Source organism: Rhizobium phaseoli, assembly GCF_001664385.1.
GTDB classification, from domain to species: Bacteria; Pseudomonadota; Alphaproteobacteria; order Rhizobiales; family Rhizobiaceae; genus Rhizobium; species Rhizobium phaseoli.
This window is the reverse complement of the sequence record NZ_CP013535.1, coordinates 147,197-172,478: the sequence shown is the minus strand read 5'-3', so window position 1 is coordinate 172,478 and position 25,282 is coordinate 147,197. Positions and strand designations below refer to the sequence as shown.

General features: G+C 56.1%; 21 protein-coding genes and 1 pseudogene. 3 read left to right on the top strand and 19 right to left on the bottom strand.

Annotated features, from left to right (window positions below; all coding sequences use genetic code 11):
- Positions 1–168: 168 nt before the first annotated feature.
- The 9 genes from AMC88_RS26020 to AMC88_RS25980 form a co-directional block, all read right to left on the bottom strand.
- Positions 169–2,430, bottom strand: a complete 2,262-nt coding sequence (locus AMC88_RS26020) for a methyl-accepting chemotaxis protein (RefSeq protein WP_008534399.1) — start codon at positions 2,428–2,430, stop codon at positions 169–171.
- Between the two features lie 292 nt (positions 2,431–2,722).
- Entirely contained in the window at positions 2,723–3,688 is a 966-nt protein-coding gene (locus AMC88_RS26015; protein WP_008534397.1) for a helix-turn-helix transcriptional regulator, read from the bottom strand.
- Positions 3,689–3,984: 296 nt separating this feature from the next.
- On the bottom strand, positions 3,985–5,250 hold the full coding sequence (locus tag AMC88_RS26010) for an NAD(P)/FAD-dependent oxidoreductase (RefSeq protein WP_004671504.1): 1,266 nt from the start codon (positions 5,248–5,250) through the stop codon (positions 3,985–3,987).
- Positions 5,251–5,313: 63 nt separating this feature from the next.
- Positions 5,314–5,625 carry a putative quinol monooxygenase gene (locus AMC88_RS26005; RefSeq protein ID WP_004671505.1) on the bottom strand — a complete coding sequence of 104 codons (312 nt, stop codon included), beginning with the start codon at positions 5,623–5,625 and terminating at the stop codon, positions 5,314–5,316.
- Positions 5,626–5,637: 12 nt separating this feature from the next.
- Complete coding sequence (locus tag AMC88_RS26000) at positions 5,638–6,741, bottom strand: NAD(P)-dependent alcohol dehydrogenase (protein ID WP_004671507.1); 1,104 nt, start codon at positions 6,739–6,741, stop codon at positions 5,638–5,640.
- Between the two features lie 58 nt (positions 6,742–6,799).
- Positions 6,800–7,798, bottom strand: coding sequence for an ABC transporter permease (locus tag AMC88_RS25995; RefSeq protein ID WP_026188838.1), 999 nt, complete (start codon positions 7,796–7,798; stop codon positions 6,800–6,802).
- A gap of 5 nt (positions 7,799–7,803) precedes the next feature.
- Positions 7,804–8,745 carry an ABC transporter permease gene (locus tag AMC88_RS25990; protein ID WP_004671512.1) on the bottom strand — a complete coding sequence of 314 codons (942 nt, stop codon included), beginning with the start codon at positions 8,743–8,745 and terminating at the stop codon, positions 7,804–7,806.
- Between the two features lie 12 nt (positions 8,746–8,757).
- On the bottom strand, positions 8,758–10,287 hold the full coding sequence (locus tag AMC88_RS25985) for a sugar ABC transporter ATP-binding protein (protein WP_004671513.1): 1,530 nt from the start codon (positions 10,285–10,287) through the stop codon (positions 8,758–8,760).
- 55 nt (positions 10,288–10,342) lie between these two features.
- The gene (locus AMC88_RS25980; protein WP_004671515.1) at positions 10,343–11,431 is read right to left on the bottom strand and encodes a substrate-binding domain-containing protein; all 1,089 of its coding nucleotides are present in this window, start codon (positions 11,429–11,431) and stop codon (positions 10,343–10,345) included.
- Between the two features lie 255 nt (positions 11,432–11,686).
- On the opposite strand from AMC88_RS25980, the gene AMC88_RS25975 reads away from it, so the two are divergent.
- Positions 11,687–12,316, top strand: a complete 630-nt coding sequence (locus AMC88_RS25975; protein WP_008534389.1) for a 2,3-bisphosphoglycerate-dependent phosphoglycerate mutase — start codon at positions 11,687–11,689, stop codon at positions 12,314–12,316.
- Positions 12,317–12,680: 364 nt separating this feature from the next.
- The gene (locus AMC88_RS25970; protein WP_004671520.1) at positions 12,681–13,787 is read left to right on the top strand and encodes an NAD(P)-dependent alcohol dehydrogenase; all 1,107 of its coding nucleotides are present in this window, start codon (positions 12,681–12,683) and stop codon (positions 13,785–13,787) included.
- A gap of 236 nt (positions 13,788–14,023) precedes the next feature.
- Here the strand turns inward: AMC88_RS25970 and AMC88_RS25965 are convergent, their stop codons facing one another.
- The 8 genes from AMC88_RS25965 to AMC88_RS25935 form a co-directional block, all read right to left on the bottom strand.
- Positions 14,024–15,304, bottom strand: coding sequence for a bifunctional 3,4-dihydroxy-2-butanone-4-phosphate synthase/GTP cyclohydrolase II (locus AMC88_RS25965; protein ID WP_040111783.1), 1,281 nt, complete (start codon positions 15,302–15,304; stop codon positions 14,024–14,026).
- Positions 15,305–15,320: 16 nt separating this feature from the next.
- Complete coding sequence (locus tag AMC88_RS25960) at positions 15,321–15,839, bottom strand: NAD(P)H-dependent oxidoreductase (RefSeq protein WP_004671524.1); 519 nt, start codon at positions 15,837–15,839, stop codon at positions 15,321–15,323.
- 360 nt (positions 15,840–16,199) lie between these two features.
- A complete protein-coding gene (locus AMC88_RS32435) occupies positions 16,200–16,598 on the bottom strand; it encodes a GFA family protein (RefSeq protein ID WP_010029274.1) in 399 nt (132 codons plus the stop codon).
- Positions 16,599–16,609: 11 nt separating this feature from the next.
- Complete coding sequence (locus AMC88_RS25955) at positions 16,610–17,905, bottom strand: LL-diaminopimelate aminotransferase (protein ID WP_011053357.1); 1,296 nt, start codon at positions 17,903–17,905, stop codon at positions 16,610–16,612.
- Positions 17,905–19,074, bottom strand: coding sequence for an ABC transporter substrate-binding protein (locus AMC88_RS25950; protein WP_008534383.1), 1,170 nt, complete (start codon positions 19,072–19,074; stop codon positions 17,905–17,907). The genes AMC88_RS25955 and AMC88_RS25950 overlap by 1 nt, the downstream gene beginning before the upstream one ends.
- 123 nt (positions 19,075–19,197) lie before the next feature.
- Positions 19,198–20,319 (bottom strand): LLM class flavin-dependent oxidoreductase, encoded by a 1,122-nt coding sequence (locus AMC88_RS25945; protein ID WP_011053356.1) that lies wholly within the window; start codon positions 20,317–20,319, stop codon positions 19,198–19,200.
- A 60-nt stretch (positions 20,320–20,379) separates the two neighbouring features.
- Complete coding sequence (locus AMC88_RS25940) at positions 20,380–20,787, bottom strand: carboxymuconolactone decarboxylase family protein (protein ID WP_008534380.1); 408 nt, start codon at positions 20,785–20,787, stop codon at positions 20,380–20,382.
- Positions 20,788–20,859: 72 nt separating this feature from the next.
- On the bottom strand, positions 20,860–21,369 hold the full coding sequence (locus AMC88_RS25935) for a flavin reductase family protein (protein ID WP_008534378.1): 510 nt from the start codon (positions 21,367–21,369) through the stop codon (positions 20,860–20,862).
- 134 nt (positions 21,370–21,503) lie between these two features.
- Between AMC88_RS25935 and AMC88_RS25930 the strand changes: the two genes are divergently transcribed.
- Entirely contained in the window at positions 21,504–22,271 is a 768-nt protein-coding gene (locus AMC88_RS25930) for an SDR family oxidoreductase (RefSeq protein ID WP_004671535.1), read from the top strand.
- 485 nt (positions 22,272–22,756) lie between these two features.
- Here the strand turns inward: AMC88_RS25930 and AMC88_RS25925 are convergent.
- Together AMC88_RS25925 and AMC88_RS25920 are read right to left on the bottom strand one after the other, a co-directional pair.
- A pseudogene (locus AMC88_RS25925) lies at positions 22,757–23,794 on the bottom strand (IS256 family transposase); the annotation flags it as partial.
- 189 nt (positions 23,795–23,983) lie between these two features.
- Positions 23,984–25,213, bottom strand: a complete 1,230-nt coding sequence (locus AMC88_RS25920; protein ID WP_008534369.1) for an alpha/beta fold hydrolase — start codon at positions 25,211–25,213, stop codon at positions 23,984–23,986.
- Between the last annotated feature and the right edge of the window lie 69 nt (positions 25,214–25,282).

Genomic DNA, 25,282 nt, shown 5'->3' with positions numbered 1-25,282 from the left:
TCCTGCTTTGTCACGTGGCTGAGCAATCATGCGTCAAGCCAGCATTTTGTTAGGACCGCACAAGTCATTTGGCGGAGTACCATGCCGCTACCCCACCGGGATATCGCTCTCATTCAGAATCATCAAAGACGTGTATTTGCATGTGGTCGGCGACGCCGCCCATATCATTTAGAACGCTTGCCAATCATCATTCGAAGGCGCGAGCACCAGGTTACCACGGCGCATCGGATAGTCTCCGCGGTCAACCATTGTCTGACCGGGCGGGAAGCTCTTCCCAAGTTCGCCCGTGACCTTCTGTGGCTTCCCGCTCTCGTCTTTGAAGTGGAAATGTTTCAACAGTGCGGCTAGGCTTTGGCTCTCTTGAGCGAGGTGCGATCCTGCAGTATTCATCTCCGCGACCATGCTCGCATTTTCTTGAGTGGCATGGTCCATATGGTTAACCGCGCCGTTGATCTCGCGCAGGCCCGACGATTGTTCCTGGGAGGCCGTTGCGATTGCGTCCATATGAAGATTTACATCCTGCACAAGCTCTTCAATCGTTCTCAGGCCCGATCCGGTTTCACTCACGAGCCTTACGCCTTCGTCGACGGCAAGAGCTGAATTGCCGATGAGATCCTTGATTTCTTTTGCCGCTGTCGCTGAGCGCTGTGCAAGCTCCCTGACCTCCTGGGCAACAACCGCAAAGCCTTTTCCCGCGTCGCCAGCACGCGCTGCTTCGACGCCGGCGTTCAGCGCCAGGAGGTTCGTTTGGAAGGCGATCGCGTCGATGACGCTGATGATCTGGGAAATCTGCTTGGAGGAGTTTTCAATGCGATTCATGGCGCCGATAGCATCGCGTACAACCCGACCGGACATTTCCGCATGATCTCGCATCTGTTGGACGGCTCCGCGCGCCTCAGCCGTCCTCTTCGTGGTCGATGCAACGTTGACGGTTATCTCCTCCAACGCCGCTGCAGTTTCCTCGAGCGAAGCCGCCTGCTGCTCCGTGCGTCTTGAAAGATTTTCAGATGCGGCCGAGACGCCCGAGCTGCCATTCGTGACCGTTTCGACTGAATGGCCGACGGTAACAAGCACGTCCCGGAGCTGACGAATGGAAGCGTTGAAATCCCTGCGCAAACTTTCAAACTGTGGCGCTAACGGCTCCTCAATTTCATAAATCAAGTCTCCATCCGCCATCCGCTTCAACCCGGTTGCCAATGCCGTCGTCGCTCGGATGAGGCGCTCTTCTGCTTCTTTTTCCGCCCTTACCTGAATATCCAGCTTCTCTTGGTCAGAACGAATGCGCTCAGCTTCCGCGGATGTCTCCAGGTTACTTTTCTGTATGGCCGCGCCGCGGAAAAACTCAAGGCAACGCGCCATGTCCCCGATCTCGTCGCGTCGGATCGTCAAGGGCACCGGCGCCGACGTATCGCCTTCTGCGAGTGCCTTCATTCGGCTTGTCAGAGTCCGAATGGAGCTTGAAATTCTCCGAACGACCGAAATGCACAAAATGAGTACCGTAGACATGATCAGAAGCGTGGCGCCGGAGTAGCCGATAAAGGCATTGCGAAGATCGGCGTAACGCTGAAATGCCATCTCGTCCAACTCGTCGCCGGTGCGCATAATGAGTGCGGTCAACAAAGCAGCCCGCTGTTGGGTGATTTCATTCCATCGATCCAACGTCTCGGGGGGGAAGGAAACGCCCGGCTGGTTTGCATACATCTGATCGCGAACGCCCGCGATGAACTTGCCTGCGGCGCTGGCCTCGAAGTCGTCATAAGATTTGACGAGATCGGCGGGGAGAAATTCCTGCATCGCAGGCACATAAAGCTGCTTTAGATTTTTTGACTGTAAGAGGGACGAAAATAGATCGACGGACATGGCTGAATTTTTGACGTAGGCTCGGCCGGGCCTGATCTCCAGCAAACTAGCTTCCGTGATCTGCATGAGCGCGTGAAAACCGGTAATTTGGCGTGCTAAATCCAAATCATTGACAGTCGCCCCAGTGCGACGGACGAGCTCCAAGCCCGCAAGGGCAGCTGGGCGCAAAGCAACAGCTCCCTCCGCCTCGCTAGCCGTTCCGTCATCGACGCGCCGGCGGAAGCTATCGATATTGTCCCGCCTTTCACGAATGATCTGTACCGCCCGTTCTATGGCCGGATCGTCGAATGCCTTTTTCCAAGAGTCGTAAGCGGAAAAGACCGCTGTAAAAGCCCTGTCCGATGCAGCTTGCTTTGCCCGACGCACGTCGGCGCCTGCAAACGCTTCCGCCGCTATAGCTTGGGCGAGGAATCCGCCTTCCCGCCCAAGTCGCTGCGTTGTTTGTGCGCTGCGGAAGGTAGAGTATTCTCGGTAATATCCCAGTGATGTTGATACTCCGATGATTACGAACGCCGTCAACGGGATAATTGCCAAAATCATTAAAAGTAGAGATAGCGGCAGTCTCGACATATGTTCCTCATAGACGACTATAAATTACACCGGCTTCCATTAGCGACGCGGTCCAGAACATTGCGACATTGACCGCTATGTGTGAGATGACCTCGGCATAATTACTATAAGATTAACCCCTGTAGTGGTCTTGAACTGCGTTGCGCAGATCGGAACATCGTCGCGTTCAGGGGATCATCTGCAAGACAGATCTTGGGCCGAGGCAGTCGGCTTTTCTGGAGAGTGCTGTTGCTGCAAGCCTTGAGGACGGTCGAGCGTGCCGGCTGATCGTAGCTCGGTCGGCGCAATCTGCTTATGATATACGCAATGTTTCCGAGGGAAGTACCCCATAGCGCTTGCGATAGTCCGCAGAAAATCTGCCTCTATGCACGAAGCCCCATTTCAGAGCGACCTGCGTGACCGAGAGGCCAGGTTCGCCTGTCATCAGTTCCTGATGCACTAATTCCAACCGTAGGTGCTGCAGGAATGCCAGAGGGGTCGTATTCCGAAAGTTGCGAAAACCGCTTTGAAGAGTGCGTCGGCTTACGCCACAAGCCGTTGCGATTTCCTCAAGAGATAGCGGCCGAGTAATATTGGCACGCATATAGTCGACCGCCCGCTTAACGGCCTTGGGTAAGGGTGATTCAGCAACGCGGCATAACTCAGATGAGTAGCGATGCTGCGCAGCTTCGATCAAAAGCTCCATCGTCGTTTCAGTGAGGTGATGAAGTGCTATCGGTGATTGAAGGAGGGTTCCGTCTCGTAATCCAGCATACAGCACTGGTACCAGTTGAACCAAAAGGGAGCCGAACCCGACCGATAGGTCGATTTCTGGCGAAAAATCGAGGCTGCCTCTTATTGGCGTATTGAGCCGACATCCCAAACGGCGCGTCAGCTCATCATGGGCGATCCTAAGCCCCAAATGTTTCCTGGGCCCAATGAATTGGGTCGTACTCGCCGACATACTGTTCACGAAAACGCCCCGCGTTCCCTCTGACGGGATTTGTCTGCCGTCAACGGTAACGACCGATCGCCCATGTAGTGGAAGCATGATGATGTTTGCCTCCGCCGGTCCCCGGTGCTGGACGGTTAGGTCGCCCTCGTAGTGCGCGGCAATAACTGCAATCGGACCATTGGTAATCGCATGTACATCGTAGGCGATCGTCTTATCGCCATGTACATGCGCTTCAGATTGCGGGGAAAGCCTCGAAAGCGCTGCCGCGAGTTCCTCGCTGCAGGTACCTTTGAGCGAGAAATGGTCAATCTTAGAGGGGGACACTCTCAACTCTCCACATCATCACTTCCTTCCCGAAACGGTATTCAAGCATGAGGCCCGCCTATCGCTAACGACAGGCGGACAGGGCAATTGACTTGTCGCGGCCAGTCCTCGCCGTGAATTCGACGCAGTCGAAGTCGCCTAAGTTGATAGTGCGAAGATCAATCATTGTTATATATGGAACTCCGACAGAATTGTTACCTGCTGCCAACCATCGCTTCGCAACCGATTCCCAAATGTCTGGCCTTTGATGGTCTCCATTCACGGCCCAGCAGACTCGGGCGTGCTCGCGCTAGCGACTAAACCTCATCCTTTAAGGTTTCTTTTTGCGTGATCAAACGTGCGGAGTGATGGCCGGAAACAAAGATCCATAGCCAGCTTAGTCCCACTGCCAATCTGCTCCTCGTACCTATCAGGAAGTAGATATGGGCAAGCCCCCAAATCCACCATGCAATTCCGCCCTTGAGCCGGATCTTCCCAAAGTCGATAACAGCCGAATTCGGCCCGATGGTAGCCAGGTTTCCCAGATGCCTATATCTGAACGCACTTGGAGTGGGTGTACCCAGACGTCGTGCTTCAATTACCGAAGCGACATATTTGCCTTGCTGTTTGGCGGCGGGAGCCACTCCGGGGACGGGTGTTCCATCAGCGGCCTTCACGGAGGCAGTATCTCCAATAATAAAAATCTCGGGCTTACCGCCAACAGTCAGATCTGGCTGCACGACCGCCCTACCCGCCCTGTCCTTTTCAGCACCGACCCAGGCGGCGGCGTTCGACGCTTGCACCCCCGCAGCCCAGATGACGGTCCGGCTTGAAACGAACTCATCTCCGATCGCGATGCCGTTCTCGTTGCATGCCGTCACGGGAATGCCTGTTCTCACTTCGACGCCCATCTTGATTAGCGACTGCTCGGCATATCTCGAAAGTGCTTCCGGGAACACGGGTAGGACACGTGGACCTGCCTCGATGAGAAGGATGCGCGCCGATCTGGTGTCGATGCTACGGAACTCCTCAACAAGGGTTCGTTGGGCCAGTTGCGCTATAATCCCAGCCATCTCCACGCCTGTCGGGCCTGCTCCGATTATGCTGAACGTGAGCATTGCCTTCCGCCGTTCGGGATCAGCCTCCAATTCGGCCTTCTCAAACGCGAGAAGAAGCCGCCGCCGGATGGTCGTCGCGTCTTCGAGTGCCTTTAGCCCGGGCGCAAACGGCTCCCACTCGTCCCGGCCAAAATAGGCGTGCCTTGCACCTGTCGCGAGAACGAGCGTGTCATAGGGAATAGCATTCCCATCCTTGAGCGATACTACGCGTGCCTCGGTATCAACGCCAACAACCTCGCCCAGCAGCGTCGATACATCCTTTCGTCCTCTGAACAATGCTCTGATGGGCCAGGCTATCTCCGAGGTTGCCAATACAGTCGTGGCAACTTGGTAGAGGAGCGGTTGAAAGAGGTGATGGTTGCGCCTGTCGACGATCGTTATGGAAGTGTCGGGACACTTGAGGTCCTTCGCTAACTGGAGTCCGGCAAAGCCACCGCCGACTACGACAACTCGATGCGTATCCATTTCGTCTCCCTCAAACCTGCGCGCTCGGGGCGCGCGCCTCGTAGAAATGGCCATTGCGCCCGATCAGTCGCTGATACGGGTATTTACATTAATCGACGGTGGACTCACCAACAGTGGAAGAAGAGGCTCCAGCACCCGCTTGACATTAGGATGTTCGCCATGGCCAACGACAGCCGCCTCATTCTGCCAGCCGTCTAAGATGATGAAAGTGTTCGGATCGTCCGACCGCTGGTAGAGGTCGTAGTAGAGACAACCAGACTCTTCGCGGGCGGGTCCAATGAATTCCTGAAGGAGTTCTTTTACGCGATTTCGATTTTGGGACGTGGTTTTGAATTCAACGACAAGGTGCTGTTCCTCTGACTTCTTCGATGTCATTTGCGCTGGCTCCTAATTGAAAACGACGACCGGCTTGATCACTCGCCCGGCTTCGGCGTCCGCGATCGCTTCGTTGATCTTCTCGAAGGGATACTTGGTGATCAATTTTTGGAAGGGGAAAAGCCCAGCCTGATTAAGATCCATCATCTGCGGAATGAACAGCTGTGGAATCTGATCACCAAGGATCGCACCCTGGATCTTGCGATTGAACACCATTAGATCGAGGGGGATGGGAATGTCGTTCCCGAGCGCGTCGAGGCCGAGCAAGACAACGTGCCCGCCGGCACGGGTGCACTTGATCGAGTTCAGAATAACCGGAATGATGCCAACTGCGTCGATCGCGAAGTCGGCACCGCCGCCCGTCAGCGCATGGATCTGGTTGACTACGTCGGGATCTTTGCCGTTGATCGCATGTGTGGCACCAAGCCCCATGGCCATGTCTAGCCTCTGCTGATTCAGATCTATGATGATAATCTTGCTGCACCGACGAACTTTGGCGGCCATCACGGCGGCCATGCCGACAGCACCTGCGCCGAAAACGGCTATCGTCGACCCTATTTCCGGCTTCATCGCGTTTATCACTGTTCCTGCACCCGTTGCCATGCCGCACCCGAGTGGCGCAGCGTCGGTAAGGTCGAGGTCTGTTTTCGGCAAAAGCGCTGCATTGTTTTCAGTCGCAAGGATATGCGTCGCAAAGGACGACTGGCCCACGAAATTGCTGCCAATGCCAACTTCATCGCAGAGCAATGCCTTCTTACCATTCGGACGAAGCCCCGTAAGATTGTACTGGGTATAGTTTTGGCAGTTCATTGGGTGAGAACGGCGGCAGTCGGCGCAGAATCCGCATGAGCTCTGGCTCAGTGCGACGTGATCACCCACTTTGAGGCTCTGAACTTCTGGTCCGACCGCCTCGACGACGCCGACGCCTTCGTGCCCCGGGATCACCGGTGCCGGCGGGCCAAAAATACCGTCGCGAAGCAGCAAGTCCGTGTGGCAGATCCCGCTCGCAACCGTGCGTACCAGGATCTCGTTGCCTTCGGGGTCAGCCAGTTCGAGTTCACGGAACTCCAGCGGGCTCTTTGGCTTCACGGCGACAGCCGCAGTGATTTTCACCATTATATTCTCCTGCGTTCTCCCGCAATTGCTACGGGAATGACTTGATCGGCCCGACGGACTAGACGCGACCCGCGCGCGCACCGTAGATGATTGCGGCAAATGCAATGATCACGCCCTGGACGATAAGCTTGCCCGGCTCCTGGATGCCGAAGACGGTCAGCATCGCGAACAGGAAGCTGAAGGCAACGACGGCAACGAACGGCCCGGCGACGCCGCCCCGGTCGACGCCGAACGTCACACCGCCGAGGATCGTGGCGGCGAGAGCATTCATGAAGGTGTCGAAGCCTGGCTTGATGGTGCCGACCGCCAACGCGGATACCTGGACCAGGGCCGCGATGCCTGTCAGGGCGCCCGCGAGCGTGTGCGAGACAAAAATCGTACGTGCCAACGGAATTCCTGTAGTTTCCGCCGCCCTCGGATTGTCGCCGACGGCCCTGAAGTAACGCCCGACGATGAGAAAGCGAAATGCGATAGAAATCAGGGCGGCGATGACGATCCACAGGACCACGGAATAGGAAAGGCCGTGGATATTGCCGCTCGTAAGTATTCGAAGCCAGCTTGGCGTTGAACCGGGCGCGCGGCCGGCGCTCATGTATTGGACGATCCCAATCAGAATGGCCGAAACACTTAGTGTGGAGATAACGGCAGAAGCGCGCACGTATGCTACGAGTATTCCGTTTACACCCCCCACAGCTAGCCCAATCACAACAGGCATGAGGACGGTCATTAGCGGTGGATAGTTGTTGAGCTGGCCCGAGCTGGCCAGATAAATCGCGAACGCGAAAATACCGCTGACAGAGAGATCGATGGATCGCACCCGCATGACAAGCGACTGGGCGAGCACCGCGATCCCGAGCGGCGCTGACTGCTTGAGGATTACAAACCAGTAGTTGGGATTTATGAGCGTGGCGCTCACTGCTGGAGCAACCGCAACCAGGATTGCGAGCACATAGTATGCGGGCGGTAGCCCGAGTATCCACGAAATGGCGCTCTTACCCCTCAATGAGCGAGATGGTGCTTCAGTTTTCGAGTCTGATGTGGTCATCGAGAAGTCCATTTCTTTCAAAGTCCGATTGTTTTGCGTCGCTGCGAAACGACGAGTACGAGAAGCAACACACCCTTGACGACCGACTGAAGAAATGCAGAGACGTTGGCCAGATTCATCACATTATTCACTGTCCCGAGGATCGCCGCGCCAACGACGGTTCCCACAATGCTTCCGATGCCCCCGGCGAGGTGGACCCCACCCAATGCTGCAGCCGTTACAGACTCAATCCCGAATGAAGCGCCGCCCTTAGGATCACCCGATGCAAGGCGACCTGCAAGAAACATCCCCGCAGCGCATGCGAATAGAGCGGAAAGAACATACGCTTTGATGATGGTGCGCTCGACGGGAACACCGTTCATCCGTGCGTTGAAGTCATTGCCGCCGGAAGCGAAGAGGTAGAGGCCGAAGGGACGACGATAGAGAATCCAGGATGCGAAGAGCGATGCCGTGATCAACCAAAACAATGAGTTAGGTACGGGGCCGATGGATCCGGCTACCGAGCCGGAAAGCCACTCCGGCACGCGCCCGCCTGGGATTGGCAAAATGATCAACGCGATACCTTGGCCGATGCCCATTGTTGTCAGCGTCATGATGATTGGATGTACATTGAGGCGCGCGACACCGTAACCGTTCGCTACTCCGAACCCCATCGCCACCGCGATGCAGATAAGCACGCGGGTTATCTCAGGAAGATCAAGCGTCATGATCGTCGTCGTTAGACTGATGACGGACCCAACCGACACGTCGAGGCCGCCAGTGAGAATGACGAACGTCTGACCGAGAGCCGAGATGACGAGCACCGTCGATTGCGCCAGGAGATTAGACAAATTCTCCGGATCCATGAAGTCCGGCAATAATATTACCGAGGCGACAACCATCACCAGGAGCGTTCCAATGGAAAGCCCGATCGCTCCCGCGCGATAAGGGAGCTTCAGGCGACTGGCAAATGAATTCATAAGTTATCCTCCTCAATGCACCGCAGCACGGGGATCCGGTGACGCACTCGCCCCCAGCGCAGTCTCGAGGATTCTTTCCTCGGTCGCCCCCTCTGCGGACATCTGCCCGACGATCTTCCTGTCATGAACGACCAAAATGCTGTCGCAGAGCCCTATAAGCTCAGCGTGCTCGCGCGACGAAACCACGACCGCACCGCCACGATCACTGAAGTCCCGCAGCAATCTGTAAATCTCTGCCTTTGCACCGACGTCGACGCCGCGCGTGGGCTCCTCAATAACGAGGATGTCCACTCCGGAGAGCAACCAGCGGCCCAGCAGCACCTTCTGCTGATTCCCGCCCGAGAGTTTACCTACGGGCGCATTGGGATCGGCGGCCGCAACTCGTAACGACTTGATCACCTCGCGGACCCTCGACACCGATCGCCACGCAACGCTTGCCATATTCCGATTGAGCTGTTTTCCCAGCGCGATGTTGTCGTAGATAGGCAGGCGCAGGAACAGCCCTTCCTGCTTCCTGTCCTCAGGGATAAAACCGATTCCTGATGCGACCGCGCGAGCGAACCCTGACCCTACATTCACCACGTGCATGCTGTTGTCGGGGCCGGCACGCCACACGGCGATGGCCTTTGGCGATTCAACGCCCACAATGGCACGCATTATCTCTCGCTGGCCCTGTCCTTCGAGCCCTGCCAGCCCGATGATTTCACCTTTTCTGACAACGAAAGTGACTGTCGAGCTGCTGTCGTCGAGGCGCAAGTCCGAAACCTCCAGCATTGCCGCTCCGGTGGCCTGCGAGCGCGGCGGAAAGAAGTTCTGAAGTTCGCGACCAACCATTGTCGCTACCAGCGTTTGCAAGTTGAAGTCCTGCGCTCTTGCAGTCCTTACCCAAGCGCCATCTTTCATGACGGTGATGGTGTCGCATAGTTCGAAGACTTCATTCATGCGATGAGAGATGTAGACGACAGCCTTATGTTGAGCCTTAAGGTCGCGGATAACCTTGAAAAGATGCGCGACATCGGTCGAGTTCAACGCCGCCGTTGGCTCGTCGAAGATGAATACGTCCGCGTTCGACGTAAGTCCCTTCGCGATCTCTACTGCCTGCTGCTGCGCGACAGTCAGTGTCTCGACGATCGCGGTTGCGTCGAGCTGTGGAAATACGTCAGCCAGCAAAGCGCGAGCGCGTTTCACTACCTCGACGCTATCGATCGAACCGTCAATGCGACGAGGTTCGTGGCCCAGGAACATGTTCTCAGCAACGGTGAGATTGGGGATCAGGGTAAACTCCTGAAACACCGTCGACACTCCCGCCAACCGTGCCTCCTTAGGGGAACGGAAATTGACTTCCTCCCCGCGGAGCCGAACACTTCCTGCGCCCGGCTGATATACCCCCGCCAGAATACGCATCAGGGTGGACTTCCCCGCGCCGTTTTCCCCCATCAGAGCGTGCACGGAGCCACGTTCCAGGGAAAAGCGAACGTCCGAAAGGACTTTCGTGAAACCAAACGATTTGTTGATGCCGACCATCTCGACAAGCGTGCTCATGGGAATTTCCATCTTCGACAGGGATACGGGCACGAGTGATCGTGCCCGTAGTTCATCAAGCCTTGAAATAATCAAGGAGCTTTTCGTTCGGCATTTCGGTCGGCGCCCAGTACGCATCAGTGAGATCTGCGCGATAGAACTGGGAGAGCGTCTCGTCGGTGATCGGCTTGGGGCGGTTCGTCCAGTTACGCTGAATCGGCTTCCCATCCAGCAAGGCGAAGGCGGCCCGTAGCGCGGCAGTAGACAGAGCGGGTGGGCAAATCGGACCGATCGAGGAAAGTTTTTCGTCATTCCAACGACGCATCCAGCCGTTAAGTGCTTCGCCCGTGATTGGCGGGATCGTTGAGGCGCCAGCCTCCTGCAAGGCATCCAAAACGCCAAGAGACATGTTGGCTCCATCGGTCCAGATGCCCGCGACATCTGGGTCGGAGAGATACAAGCTTTCGGCGATCTTCTTTGAGTCCTCATAAGACCAGCTTCCGTGCTGGGTCGACGTGATCTGAAGTCCAGACTTGCTGAAGACTTCCATGGCGCCTGCATAACGATCTGCATCGATGGGATGCCCGGCGACGCCACGCAGAACCCATACCTTGCCCTTGTTGCCAAGCTTGTCGACGAGGAACTGAGCCATCACGCGCCCGAAATAGAAGTCGTCGCCCTGGACCTGAACCGTAAACTCCTCGGTGTCGACGCGTCCGAGATAGACTACGGTTGGAATGCCAGCAGCCTTTGCCTTCTTGATGCCCTCGACGGCGGAACCGGTGGTTAGCGGTGCGATGATGATCGCATCGACCTTCTGGGCGATCAGATCCTCGATATCGGCAACTTGTTTGGAGGCATTGAGATCAGCGCTCCGGAACTGGTAATCAGCGATCCGATCCTTGTTCTTTTTTATTTCATATTCGGCTTCAAACGCCGTCTGGTAGGTATGCGTTGAACCAGCGAGGCCGTAGTGGCTGTGTCCGATCTTCCACGGGCCTGACTTCTTGAACTTACCCGCGTCGACAATTGGGTTGGCGCCTTCGGAGGGCCAAGTGTCAGGTAGGAGACTGATCGCGTCGTCGGCGCGAAGAATCCCCGGCATTCCGAACGTGCCGGCTACAGCAATTGCCCCGCTCGCTTGTAGAAATGTACGTCTCTTCATGAAAATTCCTCCTCCGGCCGCTCTGGGCGGCATTGTCTGTTAAGGCGAGAGCCTTGCCTTCCCAAGCCGTGCCGGACTCTCCTCAATACGGCGGAGTGCATTGGTATGAGCTATCAGACAATCTGTCAATAAATATAAACTTCGACGTTTGTTTTTTCGACATCGTTTTGTTTTCACTTGCACATAGTCGCACTTGACGGATTGTCCGATAGTGCGACAATATTCGTGTTCGCTAAATCGATGGGAGGGTTATGAATGTCCACTCTGGTGATTGTCCGGCATGGCCAAAGCGAAGGGAACGCGCGCGGGGAGTTCACGGGTACGAGCGACGTTCCGCTCACACAGGAGGGCTGGTCTGAGAGCAGGCGAGCCGGCTCACTGCTCGCGAACCTCGGCATCTCGTTCGATATTGCGTTTAGCTCTGCCCTCTTGCGCACAGTCGACACTTGCAGAGCGATTTTGAACGAAACCAACGGCGATCTGCTGGAGCCAATCAGGAGAACCGAGTTGAACGAACGCGACTACGGACAGCTCACCGGCATCAACAAGAACGTGGCACGTGAGCGGTGGGGCCAGGATGTTGTCCAGGTTTGGCGCCGCTCGTACAGCACTCCACCACCTGGGGGAGAAAGCATACGGGACATAAGCGCGAGGGTTCTGCCCTTTTTGATAAGCGAAGTGTTCCCCCCCTTGTTGAGAGGGAAATCGGTTCTTGTGGTGGCCCACGGGAATACGATCAGGTCACTAAAGCAGGGCATCGAACGCCTCACGATCCAGGATACGCTCGCTATTGAGTCACCGACCGCCGCGCCAACTGTATACCGGATTGCGTCGGACCTCTCGATCATCGAGAAGACTAACGTCCTGGTTGGTACTGTCTGTTAAGCCTGGCTGGCAGTAGCATCGTTTGTAGTCGGTTGAACTTGGCAATACCGGTGTCTCGAAGCTGTCGATAGCCTTCAGAACCGGCTCGACGTCGGCAAGCGACGCCATCCGGCTCGCCTCACACGTTGCTACTAAATTTTCGTCTGCCGATCTTTCAGCCCAAAGCGGGACAAGACGCATGCTCCCTTTCGAACATGCATCGGAACCCTTTGATCACTTCAAATCAGCGTTCACTCGTGACTTTGCAAAAATGCAGCCCTGCTCCGGTTGAACTGATCTAATTTAATAGAGTAATTATTGACTGATTGTCTGACGATGAGTACGTTCGCGCGAATTGCGTTGTGAGCCTTGGAGGAACAGTTACATGAAGCAGGCATATGCGGCGGTCTCGCGCGAAAAGGCGAAGCCCTTGATCTTGGAGTGCATAGGGATTGAGGAACCTCGTGCAGACGAGATTTTGGTCCGCATCGTCGCATCGGGGGTATGTCATACCGACCTGGTGGTCAGGGACCAGGGATATGACGTACCTCAACCTGTTGTGTTGGGACACGAAGGCTCTGGCGTCGTCGAGGCCGTCGGGAGCGCAGTTAAAGATCTTGTGCCCGGTGATCACGTTGCTTTGAGCTACGCCTATTGCGGCAAGTGCGAAAAGTGCCTTTCCGGTACACCTTTCTACTGCGAGGACTTCTTCGGTCGCAATTTCCGCGGCACTCGTCCGGATGGCACCTGCCCGATCCATGATTCTCACGGGAAACAGATTAGTGGCTGCTTCTTCGAGCAGTCGTCATTTGCAACCTACGCCATCGCCAGCGAACGAAACGCCGTGAAGGTTGCAAAGGATGTTCCACTCGAGTTGATCGGACCGCTCGGGTGCGGGCTTCAGACCGGTGCTGGCGCGGTACTGAATTGCCTCAAGCCGAAGCCCGGCTCGTCAATAGCAGTGTTCGGTGCTGGTGCGGTTGGCATGGCGGCTACGATGGCCGCGAAAATCGCCGGATGCGCGACCATCATCGTGATCGACTTGAACGATGAACGGCTGGAACTTTCGCGCGAACTCGGGGCGACGCACACGATAAATGCCCGCAAATTGGACAGCGTTGCCGCGATCAGGAAGATCGTCCCCGCAGGCGTTGATTTCAGCTTGGAATGCACGAGTTCGCCGCGAGTTTTCCGTCAGGCAGTCGACTGCCTTGGTACGCCGGGAACATGCGGTCTCGTTGGCTCGTCCGCTCTCGGCACTGAAGGCACGATCGATATCGGGAACTTCCTTTTCGGCCGCACATTGATCGGCGTTGTCGAAGGACAAAGCGTTCCGTCCGAGTTCGTCCCGCAGTTGATCGAGTATTGGCAGCAGGGACTTTTCCCGTTCGACAAACTGGTTCAGTTCTATGACCTCGACCAGATCAACGAGGCGATGGCTGATTCCGAGAGCGGCAAAGTCATTAAGCCGATCCTTCGCATGAAGCATTAGTTTTGCGAGACTTTTCGAAAGACAAGACGGACCGCGATTAAATGCGATCCGTCGGAACAGCCGTGCTCAAGACGAGATATGGTCGAACGCTGCTTTCGATGCAATCGCGGGCCACATCACTCCGATAGGCCTGCACGAATGATGTGCTGGCAGGGCCCACGCAAAAGCTCTAGGACTCTGCCGGTCAAAGGCGGCCCCCTACAATCACCGGCAGGTAAGTGGCGAGGGCGGCTCCGTTATCCAAGGGGTCCAGAGAACACCTGCGCGCCAAACACTGAAAAGACGTTGCTCCGGCCGACGTGTTCAGCTGACGTGTCCTGGTCCAACAGGTGGCCAAACCGATCGCGCTTTGTCTTAAAATAAGTGATGTTGGACGCGCTAGATGCGGCGATCAGACTCTGGCGAGACGACACGATGACGCCTGACGTTCGCAGCGCCTCTATTTTTGTAGGATTGTTGGTCAGAAGCCGAACGCTGCCGATACCGAGGTCGCGGATGATATCCGCCGCTGCGTTATATTCGCGGGAATCAGATGCGAAGCCGAGTTCCCGATTTGCCTCAAGAGTATCACGACCATGATCCTGCAGGCTGTAAGCCGCAATTTTGTTTCCTAAGCCAATGCCACGCCCCTCTTGCCCACGCATGTAGATCACGCAACCAGCGCCCGCTAACTGGACCGCCCGAAGAGCCATTTCGAGCTGTTGACCGCAGTCGCATCGCATGGACCGGAACGCCTCACCTGTCAGACATTCAGAATGCACCCGTACCAGAACGTCTTCCTTCTCGCACAACTCGCCAAGTGTCAAAGCTAAGTGTTCCGTTCCCGTCAAACTATCGCGATAAGCAATTGCCTTGAAATCCCCAAACCGCGTTGGCATAAAGGACTGCGCGTAACGCTTTACCCTCGTATCACGACTCCTGCAGTACTCAATCAAAGCTTCGATCGTTACTATGTGCAGGCCATGTTCGATTGCGAACTTCTCGAGATCTGGCAGTCGAGACATGGTTCCGTCGTCATTGGCGATCTCGCAGATTACGCCAGCCGGCGCCAGGCCGGCAAGTCGTGCAAGATCCACGGCAGCTTCGGTGTGGCCAGGACGGCCCAGGACACCGAGACGATTTGCACGCAAAGGAAAAATGTGACCCGGTCGCGATAGGTCTTCCGGCCGCGTCTGCGGATCGATGAGCGACTTGACGGTTGCTGCTCGATCTTCGGCTGAAATCCCTGTCGTTGTGCCGTGTTTGCAATCGACGGAAACGGTAAATGCCGTCTGCAGTGAGTCCGAATTACGTGTGACCATCAGGGGGATCTCGAGTTTGTCGAGACGTTCGGCTGGAAGTGGCACGCAGATAAGGCCTCTCGCATATTTCATCATGAAAGCGATGTGCTCAGCTGTTATTTTTTCGGCAGCAACGACTAGGTCGCCTTCATTCTCCCGGTTTTCGTCGTCGACCACGATAACCATCTCGCCCGCTTCGATCGCCTCGATCGCCTCATCTATGCTCGAAAAAGACATGGAATCCTCCTCCTTATTATGGGCTGACGGCGCGACGCGCGGCATCGAGCTCTCTGTCGACAAGCGCGCGCAGGTTCTCAGAAAGAGCATCGTTCTGAAAATCTTCATCGAGAGCGAAAATGAAACGGCTATGTATTTGCGCTTCGAAAAAGTCGAATAAGGCTTCCATCGAGGCTTCGACGAGCGGCTTGTGACTCGATGCTTTACCGGTTGCAAAAGGGATCACATAGCGGCCCTTAAGCGCTTTCATGTCGACAAGGTCGAATAAATGCTTCAGCAACCCAGTGTAAGATGCTTTGTAGACCGGACTACCAACAACTAGCACGTCACTAGCCAAAATATCGTTGAGTGCCGCTTTAACAATCTCAGCGGCGCTGGAGGGCAACACTGTTGCCCCAAGGTGCGGATGAAGGTCGACAAGGTCCCAGCAGCTTGCTTCGTTGCCGGACGCGCGCACCCGATCCACCATGAAGTCTGCTACGGCCCGGGTTTTCGAGGGGCGCGATAAATTCCCCGTTATTACAACAACTTTCATGTCACAGGACTCCCAACATTCTCGCATAAGACAATCTTACAATTTTCACTCACACCGCAATGGAGGTCGTTGAGGACCCGTGGGGGCAAAAATAGTCCTGCGGTGTCCTGAGCCCTCACAACCCGTAATTTCCCAACCTCGAAGGCTGGATTGCTTCGCAGAAGTCTTCTGTCTCGTACGACTTTATTCTCTCAATGGGTGGGCTCGCCGTGCAAGCGCACCTACTGTCTGCAATCCCTGCCGCTTTTACCGACCCAGCACGTTTGCGTTAGAACCTCCTGGACACGGAATGAGGCGTTGCCGCTTGATATACGGTCGCCGTGGCTCCACCTCAGTTACGACAGGTAGTATCCCGGTCACTTACGGGAACTCTGGTGAGCTTGCCTTCGATGGATCATGGGCGAGCCAAGGTTCCGCATGCGATACCCATACGTTTGACATCGGCACACTTCCAGGATCGGTATCGAACGTGCCGGCTCTAACGACTTTGAGCTCCGGGCTGGCCGGCCGCTCCGCATAAACGTGCGAGCCACATACCGAACAAAACCACCGCAGCTTTCCAGGCGTCGATTCGAAGCTATGAAGCGTATCTTGGCCTGTAAGGATCTTGAAGTGCTCGCTTTTCACCTTCGCAGCGGTATTGTGATCAGCGGCGTGTGACTTCCGGCATGTTTGACAGAAGCAATTCCACATGGGTCCATCAATTTCCTGAACCTGGTACGTTACCGCTTTGCATTGGCATGATCCGAAGATTGGCATCGGGTATCCTTTCACTGATTCATTACGTTGATTTCAAATTTCTCGTCGCCGCTAAGCCAGCGTTTGATGTTGCGCGCAGCCTGGCGGATGCGGTGTTCGTTCTCGACGAGCGCCAGACGGACGTAGTCGTCGCCCATTTCGCCGAAGCCGATACCCGGTGCAACGGCGACGTCGGCCTTCTCGACCAGCAGCTTGGAAAACTCCAGCGAACCGAGATGACGGAACTTTTCCGGGATCTTTGCCCAGGCGAACATGGTGGCAGCCGGCGGCGGCACGTCGAAGCCGGCCTTGCCGAAGCTTTCGACCATGACGTCGCGGCGACGCTTGTAGACGTTGCGAACCTCCGCAATGTCGGAACCGTCGCCGTTCAGCGCATGGGTCGCGGCCACCTGGATCGGCGTGAAGGCGCCGTAGTCGAGATAGGACTTGACGCGGGTGAGCGCCGCGATCAGCCGCTCGTTGCCGACGGCAAAGCCCATGCGCCAGCCGGGCATGGAAAAGGTCTTCGACATCGAGGTGAATTCGACGGTCACATCCATTGCACCCGGCACTTCGAGAACCGATGGCGGCGGAGCGCCGTCGAAGTAGATCTCGGAATAGGCAAGGTCGGACAGCACGATGATGTCATGCTTCTTGGCGAAGGCGACGACGTCCTTATAGAAATCGAGCGTCGCGACGAGGGCCGTCGGGTTCGACGGATAGTTGAGGATCAGCGCCAACGGCTTCGGGATCGAATGCCGGACCGCCCGCTCCAGCGGCGGGAAAAAGCTCTCATCCGGCTCAACCGACATCGAGCGGATCACGCCGCCCGCCATCAGGAAGCCGAAGGCGTGGATCGGATAGGTCGGGTTCGGGCAGAGGATGACGTCGCCGGGCGCGGTGATCGCCTGCGCCATGTTGGCGAAGCCTTCCTTGGAGCCCAAGGTGGCGACCACCTGGGTATCCGGGTTGAGCTTGACACCGAAACGGCGGGCATAATAGGCGGCCTGGGCACGGCGCAGCCCCGGAATGCCCTTGGAGGAGGAATAGCGGTGGGTGCGCGGATCCTGCACGACCTCGCACAGCTTGTCGACGATCGACTGAGGAGTGGGAAGGTCGGGGTTTCCCATGCCGAGATCAATGATATCGGCGCCGCCCGCTCGCGCGCTTGCTTTCAAACGGTTGACCTGTTCGAAAACATAAGGCGGCAAACGTTGAATTCTGTGAAAGTCCAGCACACTATTTCCAATCAAATCGCAGATACCTCCCGCGCCGATTATAGAAACCGACGCGGGAGGCTGGGAGGTCTCCTTCCGGAGAACATTCATTACTTCTTCGGCCGCCAAGCTAACGGATCTTCAGGACGTTCGAAGTAGTTTGCAGCGACGTCTGCAGGCCACCAGCCGTTGTTCTTCGGCTCGATCCAATCCGTGGAATTGGGATCGCAATCTTCCTTCAGCACTTCCTTCACGTCATCAATGGTGTAAGGAAGCGCAGGACGAAGAATCGACTGGATCTTTGGTCCCTGGCCTTCGAGCGTTCGCATCATGACGTCCCACACAAGGCGGGCATCAGACCGCGGCGGCCAGAAATGGAAGCTCTTGCTTATGAAATCAGGGTTCTTACGCCAGTAGCAGGCTGCGGAAGCCTCACCCCCGAGCACGATAGGCATCATGTCGCGGCCGGATTGCTGTACTGCGTTCACGACACCGTTTTCTGAAGCGGACTGAACGAGAATGCCATTAACCTCAGCAAGATTGGTGGCAAGAAACTTCTGAACCTCAACCTGGGCGACCTGGTCGGTCCATTTGCCAGCTATCGTGCCTACAATTTTGATACCGGGGAATTTATCGAACGCGTTCTTCGCGCCGATGTCGAAGCTGTCCGATGATGCGAAACCGGGGATGCCCGATACCATCAGGACGTTGCCTTTTTCACCGATTTCCTTGGCAAGCCATTCAGCAGCCTTGTAGCCACCGTCGGTGTTATTCTCTGTGGCATTGATTGCGTAGGGTGATGTGACATAGCCCGAGACTGAGAAGACTGGCACGCCTTTCGAATGAGCATACTCTATGGTCTTGTTAAGTGCGGTAATGTTCGAGCAGCAAATGACGATCGCATCAACACCGTCGTCAACCATCTGCCGCATCTGCTGGATTTGGACAGCGTCTTTGAGGTCAGACTGCGTGACGATTAGATCGGAGACTAGGCCTGCTTCCTTATATTTCGGAAGCAATACGTTGGTGAATTCGTCCAGGATGTTCGCGCGCCAGGTATTACCGGCATATGTGGATGCATAACCAATTTTCCACGGCGGTGGACGTTTTGGAACAAAATCCTTGTACACCGTCCCCCCGAGCGGAATGGCGGGATCGATATTCTCGTAAAGCGCCTTTTGGTCCGGCGGCAACGAATCGAGGCCGTCAGCCTTCGCCACGCCGTTCATGTGATAAAGGCTCGACAGCGTAAAAAGCGCTGCAACGATTTTCTTCAGCATTCAGGGCCTCCTCCCCTTGTGGTTCCGCTCAACCGCCGGCCCCTTTGGCCGCCAGCCGCGAAAATCCTGCCAGAATCTGGCAGAGTTCGTGTCGGGACAGCAATCGCCGTCCCGAGGACTGGTTCAGTTGCGCAGACCGGCTTGCTTGAGCAGCGGCATGACACGGTCGTTAAAGAAGGGAAGTTCCTCGTTGTAATCGACCATTGTCAGCAAGGCGCCGTTGACGCCTGTATTGCTGAGATCCACGAGCTTGTCGGCGACTTGTTCTGGATTGCCGACGATCGGGTATCCACCCCAGCCAGCGACGAAGCGTTCCTTGAATTTTTGATACATTTCGGCAGAATGGTTTTGAGATTGCACCTGCAGAACTTCACAGATGTTCTCGCATGCCTCCCAGTCACCCTTCTGGTTGACGTAGTAGTCGTAGTATTCCTTTGCTTCCTTCTCCGTTTCGCGAACGATAACGGGGCAAGCTGTGAATGTGCCAAGATCACGGTTATATTCAGTACGCGCCAGGTCCTTCACCTTTTTGACCCAGGCAGCGCCGGATTCCATGTCTTGCATGAAGCCGAAGTTGAAGTCGCAGAACTTGGCGGTGAAATGCAGTCCCTTGCCCGAGGCGCCGGCGCAGATCAGGAGCGGGCGACCCGCCTTGTTGTAGGGTTTGGGTTCACTGAAGGCGTCTTTGACTTTGAGGAACTCGCCTTCGAAGGTAACGCCATTGCGTTTCCAGAGCGTCTCGACGATATCCATCCATTCAGTGGCGTATTCATAGCGGGTGTCGTGCTCCATCATAGGAACTCCGAACATTTCCATTTCGGGAGTGAACCAGCCGGTAACGAGATTGAGGCCGTATCGACCCTTCGAGATGTGATCGATTGTTGTCGCCATCTTGGTTGCAACAATCGGGTTTAGCGTCGGAATGTGAGTCGTTGAGAAGAACTGGAGCTTCGTGGTGACCGCCGCGAGAGCGGCCGCCCAGGTGAACGTATCCATGTTCACGCCATTGAAGTTTGAAGGACCGCCAAAACCACGCCAGCGTGCAATCGGCACCATGCATTCCCAACCGGCTGCCTCAAGCTTCTTTGCAATCTCGACGTTGTGGTCGAAGGTAGGTTCGAACGTTGTCTCAGCGAGCGTAATCGCGCATGCATTCGAGCAATTCGTGCCAAATACGCCGAGCTTGAGCTTGTTATCATTGAACATTGGGTTTCCGGCAGCGCGGAAATCGTCTTGTGCGGTCACTGTAGTCCCTCCTCGGGCTGGCAACGGATGATGCTCAGCCCACTCAAATGCGTTGAATAACTAGATGCCCATCTCGTCGAAAACTTCCGCTGCCACGCGGAAGCTGTCGATGGCCGCAGGAACACCGCAGTAAATCGAAACCTGGAGGAAAACCTCCCGAATTTCCTCTTTGGTAAGACCGTTGTTGATTGCTCCGCGAACATGCAGTTTCAGCTCATGCGGACGATTGAGGGCCGAAATCATCCCGAGATTGAGGATGCTGCGCTGCTTGCGCTCCAGGCCCGGCCGATTCCAAATCGCGTCCCAGCAGTATTCCGTGACGAGGGTTTGCATCGGCCAATTGAAGTCGGTGGCTTTGCTGACCGACGCATCAACATAGGCCCCCCCCAAGACTTCGCGCCGGGTCTTTAGTCCGCGCTCAAAGCGCTCTGTGACTTCACGTCCATGAATTTCTCTTGCGGGTGCCATATTGCTCACGCTTTTCTCCTTGCCGCCCTTGGGCTTTCGATGAGTGATGTGATTGGTGGTTAAAGCCACCTACTATGCGGCCGATCCACTGATGGACGACGACCTGACGAGTTGACCGTTTTCGTAGAGAAGCGGCGCGATTGACTCGATGAACCGTGCTTCGAGCACTTCTCCGAGCACAACATCATGCGTTCCAACGTGAACGACATCTTTTAGCTTGCAGACAAACGCCGCCTGCGCATCGGACAGGACCGGCATGCCGTCAAGAGACAGCCACTCGCCGTAATGAAAGCGCTCTTCACCCTTCAATTGCCCACTGAACAGCGGCACAAGATCGGCATGTGAAAGATGCAGCATGTTCACGGCGAACTTCCCGGAGATCTTCAAAGGCTGATTCACCGAAGCCGATTGGTTGATGCAGACAAGAACAGTTGGTGGGTCCGCGGTAACCGACTGGACCGCGGTGGCGGCCATGCCATGACGGACTCCGTTGAGTTCGGTCGTGATCAAGCAGATGGTTGATGTGAACCGACGCATAGCTGCCTTAAAAGCCAACTGCGCCTCAGTGCTGGTATCGGCCATATTGTCCTCCCACGGCCAAATTCGATCGAGCCTAGATAAACAGATCAGCAGACAATCTGTCAACCGGATTTTCACAATTGACAGATTGTCTGCTAAAATGTCTTCTAAGGCACCCAAAAACGAGGAGATGGTCGATGGATTTGAATCAAAGGGTTTGTATCGTCACAGGGGGCGGCAGCGGCATTGGTCGTGCGACCGCCGAGCTTTTCGCAAAGAACGGCGCCTATGTGGTTGTTGCTGATGTCAATGAAGACGCCGCGGTTCGTGTGGCGAACGAGATCGGCTCGAAGGCTTTCGGTGTTCGCGTCGACGTCTCGTCCGCCAAGGACGCGGAAAGCATGGTTGAGAAGACGACCGCAAAGTGGGGCCGGGTCGACGTGCTCGTCAATAATGCCGGGTTCGGAACGACGGGGAATGTGGTGACCATTCCTGAAGAAACTTGGGACCGGATTATGTCCGTAAACGTCAAAGGGATCTTCCTTTGCTCAAAGTACGTCATTCCTGTTATGCGACGGAACGGCGGAGGTTCGATCATCAATACGACTTCCTACACCGCAACCTCAGCAATCGCGGACAGGACTGCCTACGTAGCATCGAAAGGAGCAATATCTTCGCTGACGCGCGCGATGGCCATGGATCATGCGAAAGAGGGAATTCGTGTCAACGCGGTCGCTCCAGGGACAATCGACTCTCCTTACTTCACGAAAATCTTCGCCGAAGCGAAGGACCCCGCGAAGCTTCGCAGCGATTTCAACGCCCGTGCCGTCATGGATCGGATGGGGACAGCTGAAGAGATTGCTGAAGCAATGCTTTTTCTTGCGTCCGATCGTTCGAGGTTCGCGACCGGTAGCATTCTGACGGTCGATGGCGGCTCCTCGATCGGAAACCACCTGGTCAAGTGAAGGAAAGGGCGGCACTCGTCATGCCCTTACATTTGAGGCAGGAACACCGGGTATAAGGCCCCAGCCTCGTTGATCATTGACGTGTTCCTAACCCGTCAATGACAGCACAGAGCTGTTGGCCTAGGCGCAGCTCTTGTCGGACTTGCGGCACGCTCCAGCAAATATGAGAAGGAGAAGGACTGCCGGCGACAACTAGATCTAACAGCGGAAACTGGATCAAGGACATTTCGCAATTTTTGTCGAATAACCCCACGATGTCGGTCAGATGACGTCATGCGAGTGCCGACCTTCCGGAATAGCCGCATGCTGGTTCCGAATGCCCTCTATCGCAACGCTGTCGGCATAAGTTTAGTCCGGAATACAAGGTGATACGATCGTGTCCCGGGAGGTGGTGTAGGTCGCGGCTGATGGCCGTGCTTTCCCGACATGGGTCGGAAGGGGATATCAGCGTGCCACAGCGGGGCAGGCTGATTTGGGGCTCATCTCATTTGGGCCATGGTCTCAAGCGTCATATACTTGGCGCGTTGAACGGCCCATTCGTCATTCTGTTCGAGCAGCAGTGCGCCGACGAGACGGACGATGGCTTCGTCGTTCGGAAAGATGCCGACGACCTCGGTGCGTCGCTTGATTTCGCCGTTGAGACGCTCAATTGGATTCGTCGAGTGCAGCTTTGCCCGGTGCTCTTTCGGGAAGGTCATGTAGGCGAGCACGTCCTCTTCAGCGTCGTCCATGATGGTGGCAAGCTTCGGCACTTTCGGCCTGATTTGATCGGCGACACTGCGCCATTGTGCGGCTTGCTGCCTCCGGGGTCTCCTGGGCAAAGGCCGTCGCGATGAAGGCGGATACGACCCGCCTGCCGCTCTTTCCAGCATGCGCGAGCACGTTCCTCATGAAGTGAACCCGGCACCTTTGCCAAGTGGCATTGAGAACCTTGGAAACGGCAGCCTTGATGCCCTCATGTGCATCAGAGACAACCAACTTCACCCCGCGTAGACCGCGGCGCGTTAGCCTGCGCAGGAATTCCGTCCAGATCGGTTCGGCCTCCGAGGTGCCAACTTCCATACCCAGGACCTCGCGCCGACCGTCGTTATTGACGCCGACCGCGATAATGACGGCGACTGAGACGATGCGGCCGCCACGCCGGACCTTGAGATAGGTCGCATCCACCACAGGTCGTCGACAGAACGAGTCGAGATTCCCTGGATATACGCTTCCTGGATAACGGCCGTCAGAGCTTTCTCTGCCATGCGGCGCGGTTCAAGGAAGCTCGGAAAGTAGCTGCCTTTGCGCAGCTTCGGAATGCGAAGCTCGACGGTGCCAGCCCGCGTCTCCCAATCGCGGTCACGGTAGCCATTGCGTTGAGTGAGCCGCATGGGGTTCTTCACACCGAAGTCAGCACCCGTAGCCGAGCCGACCTCCAACTCCATCAGCCGCTCGGCGGCAAAGCCAATCATCTCACGCAACAAATCTGCATCGGCACTCTTCTCAACAAGCGAACGCACGTTCATCATGTCATTGGTCATCGGTGATCTTTCCGTCAGGTTGGTCTTGAACAACCCGACCCTAGCGGAAAACACTGATGGCCGCCCGCAAAGCCGATCACCCGCTACAGCGCAACGAGAAGCGCGCGGGCGCTCGGCTTTACTCCCTACCGTCACCTACGCCACGTACTGGGACACGATCGGTAAATGGCCAACGCGGTTGCTTTGTGATCAGCCGTTATCTTCGACGAACCGAATAGCGTCTTGCAAGAAGCTCCGGAAATAGTCAGGATTTTCGCACATCGGAAAGTGCCCAAGCCCCTCCATAACGACATGACGGCTGCCAGGAATGAGGGCCGCTAGCGCTGCTCCGTCTGCAGGCGTCGCAGAGTAGTCATAGGTCCCGGAGAGAAGAACGGTCGGTGTTCGCTTGGCATCAATCTTCGGACCGACGACGGCACCGTCGAACTCGTCGCTGTAGAACGAAAGATCGCCGGGATAAACTCCAGGAGCACCCTGCGAGTAGATCCAACTGGCGCGGCGTCGCTCTTCTTGCGGGCTGAGCGGGCTCATGATTCCGCGGACATAGGCTGAGTTATGAAGCGACCCATGAACGTTGACGTTGTGTTGAAAGGGGTTGCGACGGCCCTTTGACTTCAACGGCGGCTCGACCGCAATTACACCCATTAGACGTTCCGGTCGCTCCGCCGCCAGCACCATGCACATCGCCGCGCCCATAGATCCTCCAACGACGATAGCTCTGTCTCCGACGAGCTGGTCGAGTATCGCCGTGCACCAGGTCAGGTAGAGATCCGTTGTGAGTTGATAGGGCGAGCCGTCCCAAGTTAAAGGAGGCATCGAACGTCCGTGAAACGGCAGATCAACTGAGATCAATCGGTTCGTACGCGCAAACCCAGTGTCGGAGAGTTGCGGTAGAAACTGACGGCCGTCTGCGCCAGCCGTATGGAGGAAAAGGATAGGAGTTCCTGCACCGGCTTCCTCGTAAAAGATATCGTGTTCTACGCCGCCGACCTCTACCCGCTTATAGCGTCCGGTGACCTGTTCAATATTTCGATCGACCTTCGGCGCAACTAGGGGCGGAGACGCTACGACGATTTCGAACAGTCGCTCCAGAGCGGGACGCGCTTGAGCGATTGCTACGGGCGAACCAGATAACGTGAACTCAGGGTTAGCGAGTTGAAAGGCGGTGAACGAATGGTAGGTTGCCGGCGGCGGCACCTGCATAACCTTTTCCCAAGCTCCTTCTGGGGCACTCAGTATGACGTCAGCATTTTCGTCCGCGCCGTCCAGTGCGACTATCCCGCCTCCCACAGCAAGTGATGACTTTTCTGGTCCAACTTGCAACGAGATCCGTGTTGTAAGACCTGGGGTCAGTCGCGGTAGCTCCGGATCTTCGATCGCCAGGGTTACGCGTTTAATCAGCTCGGCATGGGCGCCCATACGTCCTCCCTAACAAAATGATGTTGTTGGGAAGCCGCACTTCCTGTGTCTCACCTCCCATAAGAGAGG